This is a genomic window from Pseudobutyrivibrio sp. (genome assembly GCF_017471675.1).
Lineage (GTDB): Bacteria > Bacillota > Clostridia > Lachnospirales > Lachnospiraceae > Pseudobutyrivibrio.
Map to the genome: position 1 here is coordinate 1 of NZ_JAFUSK010000075.1, position 12,201 is coordinate 12,201.

The following is a 12,201-nucleotide window of genomic DNA, read 5'->3' on the forward strand; positions in this document are numbered from 1 at the left end:
GCTGTGTTGTTTTCTTTGACGTGACATAATGAGTTCCTCCATTTGTTGATTATACAATACTTGAAGGGGATATCTCATTTTGTTTTGTACTATTTAGATGCTAACACTATACATGAATATCTTTGCAACTCATGTCTTTGAAGTAAAAAGATAAGATTAGATGCAGGATGATTAAATGGGATATTACAATCCTGGCAAATTTCTATACTTTGTATAATCTTGTCTGCGAGAAAAGCACCATCCACATCCCAACCATCAACTCTTGGCTGTGGTGCATTGATATTTATCTCATCAGCCCCAAGCTCATCAATCATATATTGAATAGACCTTGGTAAATAATCCAAGTTATCTTTACTAGGTGTCATAAGAAAAGAAACTCGTCCATTCATGCTCTTTATCAGTTGGCACTTACTTACCACAGTGTCATATGTTCCTGAGCCATCAGCAAATATTCTATTTCGGTCGTTAATCTCCTTCAGTCCATCCAGACTAATGGTGCATTTAATATCATTCTCATGAAAATAATTGATAATATCTTCATTTATCAGCGTTCCATTAGTAACAACTTCCTGATTAGCAGATTTTATTTTTCCATCAGCTATCGCGGACTTTAGCATCTCATTTCCAATTTTTATCAGGTTCATCTTCAGAAGAGGTTCGCCGCCAAAATATTGGATAGAAACATTATTCTTATAATTGTGGGTGATAAAATCTTCTATAATAGATATAAATTTATCTTCATCCATTGAGTGCTTCTTTTTCTCAAATTCCTCAGCTACAAAGCAATATTTACATCTCATATTGCAGCCTTCTGTCAGAGATATTCGCAGATAACTTATATAGTTTTTATCTGCTTTGGAAGCCATTTCATATCGTTTCTTTTTTAAATCCATATATTTTAGTTCTTTAAAAACGAAGAACCCCTCATCTATAAGTTCTTTAACAGCCTGAGAATTTTGATTAAGCTCACTATGCTCGTCAAATGCTTCCACCAGTTTGTATTGGTCTTCTTCGACTTCGAACATCTTTAAAGTATTTGCATTAAATAAATACTTCTTATTTCCAATAGAAAAACAAAATGCATTTTCAGATTTTTTAATCATAATATCTTTTCTTGATAACTCAGTTTTCCTTTCCTGATATTTCCTATCAATTTTCTTCCTCTGCAAGATACCACGAAAAATGCATACAAAAAAAGTGTCAGAGTTGTGAATATGGTCATTCACAACTCTGACACTTTTATTGGTTATTTCTTCATGCTAACATATTCTTGTTCTAGGAGGATAATGTTATGTTTATTAAGAAATTAGCTTTGGTTATTGCACTTGCAGTTACTATTTCTTCTACAGTATCTTATGTAACTGTGTTCTCTCCAAATTCAAACTTCATATCTCCTTGGGAAGAAGAATAATTTTAAATTGAGTTTAAAAAATGTAGTTAGAGTAACGGCTCGAGATTTGTGACATAAAATTTTTTCTCTGATTCACTTTTTTTAAACTCTGCCAAAGCAACACAGGCTTTTATTCCTTTTTCAATAAGAGCATTGTCTTTTTTTGTTTCCTGCATGGAGTTATTCCATACAATATCATAAATGCAACCTCCTAGCATAGAGATTCGATCTCTACGAAGCATGCTGATAATATTATACCTTGCAAGTTCATCAGAAATAGTGTAATTACCTTTATTTCCATGATTACTTGCCACCCACTCCATAATTATGTCGTAAAAGCCAATGCTTACTGATTTATTGTTTGTGCTCATAATATTGTTGCACATACCTTCTATTATCTCTTCACATTTCTGGTTCTTAACCTTCGCTGCTAAATAATATAAAAGTATTCCTTCCGCCTTTGTAAAAAAATAATCATCAGCATTCTCAATATTATCAATTGGAATGGTAAGACTAAGGGTATTTAAAATGTTATTTGCAAACTCCTCCCTGCTGATTCTTCCCTGCTCATAATTACAAACATTTATTAATCTGGCCAATACCTGCTGATTACTCTTGTCTGTCTTATCAACATTTGTAAGAAGTTTATTTTTTAATGCCTCTGCTGCTTCTATTTGTTGGGTATTGAGTAGCTTTTTGTACTCCAAAAACATGTTATTAATTTCGATTTCTGAAGTAGCAATTTCAAATCTTCTAAACAAATATGTCAGTCCAAGTCTCTGAAATAACTGACTGACAATTTGCTGCTGTGCTCTTGAAGCATTCTTTTCAAGTCGCATTATAGTCCTGACTGAACAAATTCCGTCAGCCAACTGCTCACGGCTCAAGCTCAACATCTTTCTTCGATGTAAAATCGTATGTGAAACTGAATATATAACACTTGTTTCAAAGAGCAAAACATCTGATTTCCATTTAATGATGTCGTCGCTGCCACTTATCTGCTTTGCAAAACTAAGAGCCTCTAGCATCTCCTCTTCCCAGCCACTGATGATGTTCAGCTCTCTTTTTATTTGGATGAGCTTTTGCAAATTATAAACTCTTGACTTGGAACGCTCCAGCTCTATAACTTCATCAATAACCTCAGCTGTAATAAATCTGTCTTTTGAATTTAATAGCGATTTAAACAGCTCATAGTATCTAACAACTACACCGGACATCAATTTGATGTATGCAATCTTGTCAAAATTTGATTTCTGGATATATGAAAATACCTTTTCATATAGTTCCTTATGGGAAAGAAGATTTTCTGTGGATGAATCGATCAAACTGCTGTAATACAGGTATCTCTCCAAAATAAATATCTCTTCTGGAGCCAAGCAATACTTATCCAGCATTTGAATATCTATTCCTTTCATAGTGTAATCTAAAGCATTTTTAAATAAGGCTCTTATTTCTTCTTTGCTTCCATTATTATTTTCAAGATAAAATGCATCCAATACATCAACCAGCTGATTCCGTATTTTGCCACTGTCTGCAAACTCGGTTTTTAATAGATTTAAAAGCTTTTCTATTTCGTTACTGTTATTATCCAAAATAAAAGCCTCAAGCTTTACCAGGGTTTCAATGACATTATACTCTTCGTCCTCCACATAATCTTCAAATTCCTCTGGCGAAATTCCTAATCTGGCCATTAACCTATTCCGCATGAAGTAATTCGGAATCCTGTCTCCATTTTCAAAATAATGAAGGTTCGAAGGAGTACACAGTCCAAGTGAAAGCTGAGCAAGTGATATTCCTCTATATTCTCTTATGTTTTTTAATAAACTATAAAAATTCTGTAATTCTTTATCCATTATCTAAAACCTTACCCTCCCCAATATCCCCTTTAATAAATTATCTAAGGCTTACCTTTTTGTCAATAAAAATGAGAGGCTTTCCTTGAATAATGTAATAAGGGGCTCCATATGAGCCCCTTGATATAGTAATAATCTACACTTGAGAAGAGAGAATTAATAAAGATATAGATTATATACTAACATATTTTATTATTCTGACACTGCCTGCTTCTTCTTTTTTAGATAAAGCATAACTACCAGTATCTCTAAACCAACTAATACCACTGCTGCAATTACATCAATTGTAATAAACATCTTTGTAAGCTTATCCATACCCTTGTCTAGGTTTTCAGGATAATAGTTCCCTGAGTTTACAGTTGTATACATAATGTTCTTACATGCCTGTCGAAGTGCAATTGTAAGTGTTGCTGAATCAGTATCTGTAAGCTGGTTTGAATCATATTTATAGAAACCAAGCATTGCATCATTACCATTTCTTACTGCATCATCAGTGTTCTGGTAGCCATAATCACCATTCCAATCAGTCAGCACCATTCCTCTAAAGCCCCATTCATTTCTAAGAACATTGTTTAGAAGATTTGAATTTGCACCAGACCATACATCTCCAATAAAGTTGAATGAGCTCATCACTGCAAGTGGATATCCTGCCTTCGCGCCGCCAACCTCTACATTGGACTTAACACATATTTCAAAAGGCTTCATATAGATTTCTCTAATGGCCTGCTCATCTGCAAATGTTTGTAGGAAGCTACATCTGTTTACCTCCTGATCATTTAATACAAAATGCTTAATATATGCATATACGCCCTTTGTAGCAAGTCCATTTACAGTATTGCTTGCAATATTTCCTGCTAATACTCCATCTTCTGAATAATACTCAAAGTTTCTTCCGCCAAAAGCGCTCCTATGTATATTCATTGCAGGAGAATATGTTCCATAAATTCCAGCTGATGCATATTCATCACCCTCTGCTTGACCAATTCTATATGCAAGCTCCTTATTCCATGTCTGTGCAATAAGGTATTCTGTTGCATAAGCTGTTCCATATACACCGATATACCAATCATTAAGGCCTGATGTACCATCTGAATCAAGTGTAAGTACCTTACCCACAGATTCTACTGCTGCTGTTTGGAAACCACCAAGGTTTACCATATTAGCCATATCTTCAAAGGTCATTTGGTTAAGCAATTCATCCCATGACTCATCATCATAGCTTACGCCAACAAAATCTTTAAGATCCAAGCCATTTTTTTCACCAGTTACAGGCATTTCATCTTCTGGATTGTCAAATACAGTTGGATCATATTCAGGCACAGCATGCATTCTGATAAAAGCCTGCACATCATCATCCATTGCAAATAGTTCTTCCGCTGGAGCAGCTGTAGCCTCTTCATAATTAGCAAATCCATCTGCTCGTGAAAGATATGTTACCTTTCCAAGGGAATAATCCTGGAACTGATTATTTGCAGGTATATTATCTGAATGTCTACTATCTTTTGAGTAATCAATATCTGCATCTATAGTAATAGTTCTTTCATCAATTACTGTATGAGAATCTTCTCTAATAGAAAGAATATAATCACCTGCTTCAAGAACATAGCCACCATTACCTGATGAAGCCTTGATACTATTGGAATCATATGATGCCATATCCTCATATGCAACTTCAAAGCTAATCACCTGCGAATCACCTGGTTCAAGGACATCTGTCTTATCAAAATCAATAAGATTTACTGATGCCTTTTCAATACCACCATTATAATAAGGTGGATTATAATATAGCTCTACAACATCCTTTCCTGCCACATCACCTGTGTTAGTAACAGTAACCTCTATAGAAACAGAATCATTATTTTCGGTAAAGCCTGTAATCTCCTGAGAAAAATCAGTGTAGCTTAATCCATATCCAAAAGGATATAAAACCTTTTCATCATAATTAATAAGACCTTCCTCAGCTGCTGTTTCATAGAACTTGTAGCCCACATAAATACCCTCGATATAGTCAACAAAACCAAATGCACCTTTGAAGGCTTCGTCAGCTGCTGTAAACTCATCCTTCATGTCCTGCACATTGTTGTAAACAAAAGAACCATAGTTGTTAACTGTAGGAGTATCAAATAAATCATACACGAATGTATCTGCAGTACGGCCTGAAGGATTTACTGTACCATTTAAAATTTCGCCAAGAGCTTCCATACCAGTTGCTCCAGTACCTGGAACTAATAGTACAGACTTAATTGAATCATAATCATTAACCCAGCCAAGCTCCATAGTATTATTGGCGTTGATCACCACGATAACATTCCTAAATTCTGAAGTAACAAGTTCAAGCATATCTTCTTCTGTGTTACTCAGCTCAAGGTAATGCTCACCCTCATCAAAATCGTCATAGCTCTTTGAGTTATTATTGTAGCTGCTTGCTAAATATGTATAATTCTCATGTCCATCTGCATCCCTATCTGCTGTATTATAAGTTCCATCGATTACAGCTTTCATATCCTGTGGCTCATCCTGTCCTTCACCACCTGAACGGGAAATAACCACAAGTGCTGTATCGGAGAAGCTTTTGGCTTCATTCATTAAATCATCAGTGTATTTTTCTACTGGTGGTTCAGGAAGCGACCAATCTGTATAGTTGACACTTACTACGTTGCCACCTAAATCTCTTGTCGCACTATAATCCACATACATATCAACAAGTGACTGATTAACATTAAAGCCTGCATCCTTTAGCGACTGTAAAATATCTATGTTTCCAGTATTATCTGCAGAACCAGATCCTGTTCCACCGTAGATAGGATTTGTAGCTGCCCAACCAAATACGTTAATATTAGAATTGTCTGCTAAAGGAAGTGTTGCATCCTCGTTCTTTGCAAGAACAATTCCTTCCTCACCTATTTCCACATTTATATCTTCAGATGCCTTCTTAGCATCATCTGAAACAGTTGCCGCGCCATTGATTATAGGAGCTAAGTTGTTATACATAGGTCCTAAGCATATCGAATTTACGATAACTAAAATGATAGCAAACCAGGCTGTTACCGCTGACCATCTAACCACAAATCTTGAACCCTTTTTAGCAAAAAAATGTGCTGCAATAAGAACTACTATCAACGCTATTATTGTTCCTAATATCGCGTAAATATATCCGCCCAATTGAGTCACATATGTCTGAACATCCTCAGGCGAAACTCCCATACCTGTAAATATAGGAGTGAGCCTATCAATTAAAAACTGTAACATCATCTTTCTCCTCATATTAAACTTATTAACAAAGCGCGCTCTTAACTTGGATATAAGATAACAAAAAAATGACCAATCTCTGAATTTTTTCAGAAATCGGTCATTTTTTTCATTTAATCGGTATTACATTACTGTGCCTTGGGTAGTATTATATCTAAATAAAACTTACCATTTTTTGTACTCATAAGTATTGAGCCGCCATACTTCTCAGTAATATATTTAATACTCTTGACTCCAAAACCATGGTAGCTTTTGTCATCCTTTGTAGTGACAGGAAGTCCATCTATAAATTGAATCTCTCTAGAGCATCTGTTTTCCATATGAATTAAAACCATGTCTCCTCGCTCTTTTATGTGAAGGCTGATAACTCTTTCCTCTGGCTTTTCTTTTACAACACTTTCCAGTGCATTATCAAAAGCGTTTCCCATTAGAGCGTATATATCTGTTGGAGTCATAAAGTCAATAAGCTTACCATCAATCATACAGCTAAAAGCAACATCTCTCTCGTTAGAAATCAATGTTTTTTCCCTAAGAACATAATCCAATGTCTCGCATCCAGTATGATAAGTGGCATCATATATAGATACAGCCTGCTGCACTTCCTTTATGTATTCATTTCTCTCTTTATTATCTTCAAGCTTAGTCAACGCCTTTAACTGATGCTTCAAATCATGACATTTAATATTAATAATGTCTATAGCTTCCTTGTTGCTTTTGTGCGCATTGTCTGCCATCTGAAGCAACTGCTCCATGGTATGCTGCTCCTCTAGCATTTGGTTTTCTCTAAGTACGTAATACTTCCATTACAAGCACAAGCCCGCAGCACATAAAACTATAGCTTGGACATACTACTCTTGATAAGAAGCTAACTTCTGCATTAGAATAGGCCAGACTTAATCCTATTGCAGCTACCATCACAACCACAAACAGAATTGATATTCTCCTGTCATTTTTTCTAAAATGATTCTTATCTATATTTCTTTTCACTATTATATAATAAATGATAACATCCCACACCACATAAGAGGCATAGTGGAACAAAATGTATGTACTAAATCTTTCATTAGGCTCCATCCCAATATAATAAATCAGAATTGTGGTAAGACCAAAGCACATATGCTCCGTTGCATATCCACTGGCAACAGCAAACAGGATTTCTATAAATTCCATATCAAATACAAGATAAATAGGAATTATGCTAAAAAGAGCCCATACAAAATATCTTAGAAAACTATATATATCAAACCCCTGCTGTCCATCTGTAGGAATCAGTATTACATAGCCCCACAAACCACAGCAAATCATATAGATTACAATGCCAAGTATCAGCCTAGATACAAATCCTCTATTTCTCCTTTGATTAACTAAAAAAGGTACCTCCGCAATAAGTAGCTCCAATGGAAATCTGACGAAGGAACCTATTATAATATTCTGAATTTGAATTAATATTTCCATCAATAACCACCTACATACTTAATATAATCCTCAGTAAATTGCTTCTTCTGACGTCTGGAAAGCGGCAGCTTGGCAATACCTACATCTACCTCTTCCTTAGTAATACATCGTACCTGTTCATAGTTAACAAGAATACCTGATGAACATTCTCCGAAAAACTTGTTACCAAGCTTTTCTTTGATAGACTTAATAGTATTTCGCTCAATATAATCCCGCGACATGGTGTGAAAAATCACTTTGTCCTGGGACTTTTCAATATACAATATCTCATTACTATTTATTTTATAAAGTCCATCAGGGTCATTTATCAAAACTGAGGTATCTGGCCTCTGTGACACTGAATTAATAGCCTTTTCAAGTGTATCCGTAAATACGAAATAACCCACTGGCTTAACAATAAAATCTACAGCATTAACCTTGTACCCTTCTATAGCAAACTGAGCCATATTGGTAACGAAAACAATGGCTACGGAACTATCCTTTTTGCGGATTTCCCTAGCCACAGTCAGACCATCAGAGCCAGGCATTTCTATATCTAAAAATAAAACATCATAATGATTATGAAATTCTTCTAGAAAATCAATGCTGGCCTCATAATAATCTATATTAAATTCTTTCCCCGATTTTTCACTGTACTGATGCAAATAGCCCTTTAACACATTTGCATCAGTAACAGAATCATCAATAATTGCAATTTTCATGGTGTGATTATACTACAGTTTATTATATTCTTCATCACTTACCTTCTTAATCAAAAACAAAGCCCACTATTACTTTAAATTTTCCTCGAAGAAGCTCTGCAGCTTGTCAAATGGAATATAATTCTTGTCTCCCCCATCATAAAGGTCTATGTGAACTGCTTCTGGAATAATCATAAGTTCCTTGTTGTCTGCATACTTGCTATCTTTAATCATATTTGCATAAGCGTCCTTGGCGAAATAACATGAATGAGCCTTCTCGCCATGGATTAATAGCACTGCACTTCTTATTTCATTTGTATACTGAAGTATTGGCTGATTTATAAAAGATTCACATCCAATCACATTCCAGCCACCATTAGAATTAAGGCTTCGCTTGTGGTATCCCCTGTCAGTTTTATAGTAGTCATAGTAATCCTTAACAAAGAAAGGTGCATCCTCTGGAAGTGGATCTACCACGCCACCACCAAGCTTGTATTCATCAGCTTTCAAATCTTCTAATCGCTGAGCACACATGGCAGCTCTTTTTGCGTATCTAGCCTCTTCACTATCCTCTGAATCAAAATACCCCTTAGCGTTTACTCTTGTCATATCATACATAGTTGCAGCTACTGTGGCCTTAATTCTTGTATCAAGCGATGCAGCGTTAAGAGCCATTCCACCCCATCCGCAGATTCCTATGATACCAATTCTATCAGCGTCAACTCTAGCATCTAATGAAAGGAAGTCCACTGCTGCCATAAAATCCTCTGTGTTGATGTCAGGTGATGCCATATATCTCACATTACCACCTGACTCACCTGTAAAGGATGGGTCAAAGGCAATTGTAACAAATCCTCTTTCTGCCATTGTCTGTGCATACAGCCCAGAGCATTGTTCCTTCACCGCACCAAATGGGCCAGACACTGCAATTGCTGGAAGCTTTCCCTTAGCATTCTTTGGAATATACATATCTGCAGCAAGTGTGATTCCATATCTATTTACAAAAGTCACCTTACTATGTTCCACCTTATCACTTTTTTCAAAAGTCTTATCCCACTCTGTTACTAAATCTAATTGTTCTTTTCTTATCATAAGATTGTCCCCTCCGTCTTTAAATATTGTATTTCATGGTTAATCGTGTTACTATGACTATAGTAATACCTAAAGCTGACTTTAGGTCAAGGTTTTTTATTTTTTTGGAGGTCAACTTATGTACACTATAGGTCAAGTATCAGAAATGTTTAATATACCTATTTCCACACTTCGTTATTACGATAATGAGGGGTTCTTTCCAAATATGCAACGTCACTCAGGAATAAGAGATTTTTCAGAAAATGAAATTGCAGCTCTTCGAATAGTAGAATGTCTTAAAAGCTCAGGCCTTGAGATTAAAGAGATTAAACAATTCATGGAGATGACTACCCGCGGTGCTGAAACCTACGAAGACAGATTAAAGCTTTTTGAAGCCAGACGTGATGCTGTAGAAAATGAAATTTGTAAACTTCAAAGAACTCTAGACATGCTAAAATACAAATGCTGGTATTATGAGCAGGCCATAAAGGATGGAAATGAGGATAATATTAATGCAATGCTCCCAGACAAGCTTCCTCCAAAAATTCAAAAGCTTTATGATAATGGAAATCAAAAAGCAGTTTAGTGAATAGTAAAAGGCGACCACTTGGTCGCCTTTTATAGCTTTTATTGATTTACAAGACATTCATTAACCCACTCAATAAAGTTAGTTGTTGAATCTCCTGTTCTTTCAGCTGTTGTATGCTGCATTCCCCATACTGTTGTAAAATCTACATCAATATCTTCTGAATAATTCTCTAATGCAAGTGCTAGGTTTGCTTCTGTACTGATTGCTGTATCACTCTGCCACAAGCCTGAATTAATTCTAAAGTACTGGGCTACTGATGATGACTGATAGCCCTCTGAATCTGAAAGCAAGTAATACATTGGACTATACATATTCAATCGCACATCTACTGTGTTTCCAACTGAATCTGTTTTGGTTAAATCCTCAGCATAATCAGCTGCATAATCAGAACCAATCTCCTCAAGAATTTTGGCAAGCTCTGCATCGAAATGAGCACCTTCACCATCTCCATAACCAAAGAGTGTGTTTTCTCCCTGACCTCCATCTAACTGGTCAAAGGCTCCCAAATCCTTAGAAACTGTTTTAACTGCTGCAGTAAAATCAGCAATACTTGTGATTGTTGCAGTATTGGTTTCTTCGTCATATTCAACCCAAGTTCCATTTGCATTTAAAGCATCGATATAATCCTGAACAGTTTCATATGTTCCACTAATAGTAACGCCTGATGATGTCTCTTTACGTGAAATATCATCTATAGCTGTATAATCTGTTTCACCATCTTCAGGCTTGGCTGCTGCATCCTTTTCGCCACCAAAATCAGCTTTATCGAAGTCTTCTGGTGCATTTTCAGAATCAAAATCTCCTCTGCCACCGCCAGGACCGCCCATGCCTCCCATACCACCACCTTGTGATGATGAATCGGAATCATATGGGAATTCTGTGTCAGCCAAGAAGTTATTAAGTGATGTTTCTATTACTTCTTTTATGTATTCATAATAGCTACCAGCCTGGTATCTACCGTCCTCTGATTCTTCCAGGGTAAGCACATTTCCATCCTCGTCAGTAAGACCAAGCGCATTAATATAATCTGCATAATACGCTGTAAGCGCATCAGATATTTCCTGCTCTTCATCTGTCAAATCACTACGTGTGTTGCCCATGTTCCACTCATATGCAGCATCTGCGCTATCAAGATTTGTAATTGGGCACCAAGCCTGTGAACCCATTACTGCATCTGAAACGCCCATAACAGCTCCAATTTCCTCAAGATAAGCATCGTAAAGTGCTGAATCTCCAGTGATACCAAGAAGTGCAGACTGGGCACCACCACCAGACATGCCAAGAGTAAACACTCTTTCCATGTTTCCTGCGATATTTCCATCATTATATCGAATATATCTAATAGCAGCCTTTAAATCTGTTACACCTGCTGGCGCACCTGCATCTCTACCACGGCATCCTGCTACTACAAGGATAAATCCCTCGCTAGTATAATCTGAAACTGAGCCGTAACCAAAGTTTGAATCATACTCAGTTGGGGCATCCATAGCTGCATATCCTGGAGTGTTTACTGGAAGCGCTATAGGTGCTGTGGCAGCAGTATAATTGCTACTTCCTGCTGTATTATCATAATTAATTTCACAGGTATATGTTCCATCTCCATTGTCAGTTACATCCATATATTCACCAGGCACATATACAGCCAAAGTCTCATAATTTAGATCAGCTGGATTCTCGCAATACTGAATGCCTATCTGATAATAAACATTGTCCTCCTCATTATAGAGCCATTTTGTATTATCAATCTGGTCTAAATTGGTAATGACCTTTGTACTCTCTGCAGAAGCCGTTGTGGTTACCTCTGTAGAAGAAGTCTCGGCTGCCTGTCCACAAGCAACAAGTGAAACACTCATCACACCTGCAACTGCCATTTTTAAATACTTTCTTTTCATTTGAATTATATACCTTCCTTTC

At 36.3% G+C, this 12,201-nt stretch carries 9 protein-coding genes; 1 reads left to right on the forward strand and 8 read right to left on the reverse strand.

Features of this window, described 5'->3' with window-relative positions:
* Positions 1–89: 89 nt before the first annotated feature.
* From IJ535_RS11900 to IJ535_RS11930, 7 genes are all read right to left on the reverse strand, one after another.
* Entirely contained in the window at positions 90–1,103 is a 1,014-nt protein-coding gene (locus IJ535_RS11900) for a radical SAM protein (protein WP_294303133.1), read from the reverse strand.
* Between the two features lie 334 nt (positions 1,104–1,437).
* A complete protein-coding gene (locus IJ535_RS11905; protein WP_294303136.1) occupies positions 1,438–3,243 on the reverse strand; it encodes a helix-turn-helix domain-containing protein in 1,806 nt (601 codons plus the stop codon).
* Positions 3,244–3,435: 192 nt separating this feature from the next.
* Positions 3,436–6,492, reverse strand: a complete 3,057-nt coding sequence (locus IJ535_RS11910; RefSeq protein WP_294303138.1) for a glycoside hydrolase family 3 C-terminal domain-containing protein — start codon at positions 6,490–6,492, stop codon at positions 3,436–3,438.
* A gap of 128 nt (positions 6,493–6,620) precedes the next feature.
* A complete protein-coding gene (locus IJ535_RS11915) occupies positions 6,621–7,265 on the reverse strand; it encodes an ATP-binding protein (RefSeq protein ID WP_294303142.1) in 645 nt (214 codons plus the stop codon).
* Between the two features lie 10 nt (positions 7,266–7,275).
* Positions 7,276–7,947, reverse strand: a complete 672-nt coding sequence (locus tag IJ535_RS11920; RefSeq protein ID WP_294303144.1) for a hypothetical protein — start codon at positions 7,945–7,947, stop codon at positions 7,276–7,278.
* Entirely contained in the window at positions 7,947–8,648 is a 702-nt protein-coding gene (locus tag IJ535_RS11925) for a LytR/AlgR family response regulator transcription factor (RefSeq protein WP_294303147.1), read from the reverse strand. Before IJ535_RS11925 ends, IJ535_RS11920 begins: the two co-directional genes overlap by 1 nt.
* A 69-nt stretch (positions 8,649–8,717) precedes the next feature.
* A complete protein-coding gene (locus tag IJ535_RS11930; protein WP_294303150.1) occupies positions 8,718–9,719 on the reverse strand; it encodes an alpha/beta hydrolase in 1,002 nt (333 codons plus the stop codon).
* Positions 9,720–9,837: 118 nt separating this feature from the next.
* Between IJ535_RS11930 and IJ535_RS11935 the strand changes: the two genes are divergently transcribed.
* Positions 9,838–10,284: a MerR family transcriptional regulator gene (locus IJ535_RS11935; RefSeq protein ID WP_294303152.1), complete on the forward strand. Its 447-nt coding sequence runs from the start codon at positions 9,838–9,840 to the stop codon at positions 10,282–10,284.
* Between the two features lie 41 nt (positions 10,285–10,325).
* On the opposite strand, the gene IJ535_RS11940 is transcribed toward IJ535_RS11935, so the two are convergent.
* On the reverse strand, positions 10,326–12,179 hold the full coding sequence (locus tag IJ535_RS11940; protein ID WP_294303154.1) for a subtype A tannase: 1,854 nt from the start codon (positions 12,177–12,179) through the stop codon (positions 10,326–10,328).
* Positions 12,180–12,201 lie beyond the last annotated feature (22 nt).

Coding starts and splice junctions, on each gene's coding strand:
- IJ535_RS11900 (WP_294303133.1), bottom strand. CDS start 1,103: ATGATTAAAAAATCTGAAAATGCATTTTGTTTTTCTATTGGAAATAAG.
- IJ535_RS11905 (WP_294303136.1), bottom strand. CDS start 3,243: ATGGATAAAGAATTACAGAATTTTTATAGTTTATTAAAAAACATAAGA.
- IJ535_RS11910 (WP_294303138.1), bottom strand. CDS start 6,492: ATGTTACAGTTTTTAATTGATAGGCTCACTCCTATATTTACAGGTATG.
- IJ535_RS11915 (WP_294303142.1), bottom strand. CDS start 7,265: ATGCTAGAGGAGCAGCATACCATGGAGCAGTTGCTTCAGATGGCAGAC.
- IJ535_RS11920 (WP_294303144.1), bottom strand. CDS start 7,947: ATGGAAATATTAATTCAAATTCAGAATATTATAATAGGTTCCTTCGTC.
- IJ535_RS11925 (WP_294303147.1), bottom strand. CDS start 8,648: ATGAAAATTGCAATTATTGATGATTCTGTTACTGATGCAAATGTGTTA.
- IJ535_RS11930 (WP_294303150.1), bottom strand. CDS start 9,719: ATGATAAGAAAAGAACAATTAGATTTAGTAACAGAGTGGGATAAGACT.
- IJ535_RS11935 (WP_294303152.1), top strand. CDS start 9,838: ATGTACACTATAGGTCAAGTATCAGAAATGTTTAATATACCTATTTCC.
- IJ535_RS11940 (WP_294303154.1), bottom strand. CDS start 12,179: ATGAAAAGAAAGTATTTAAAAATGGCAGTTGCAGGTGTGATGAGTGTT.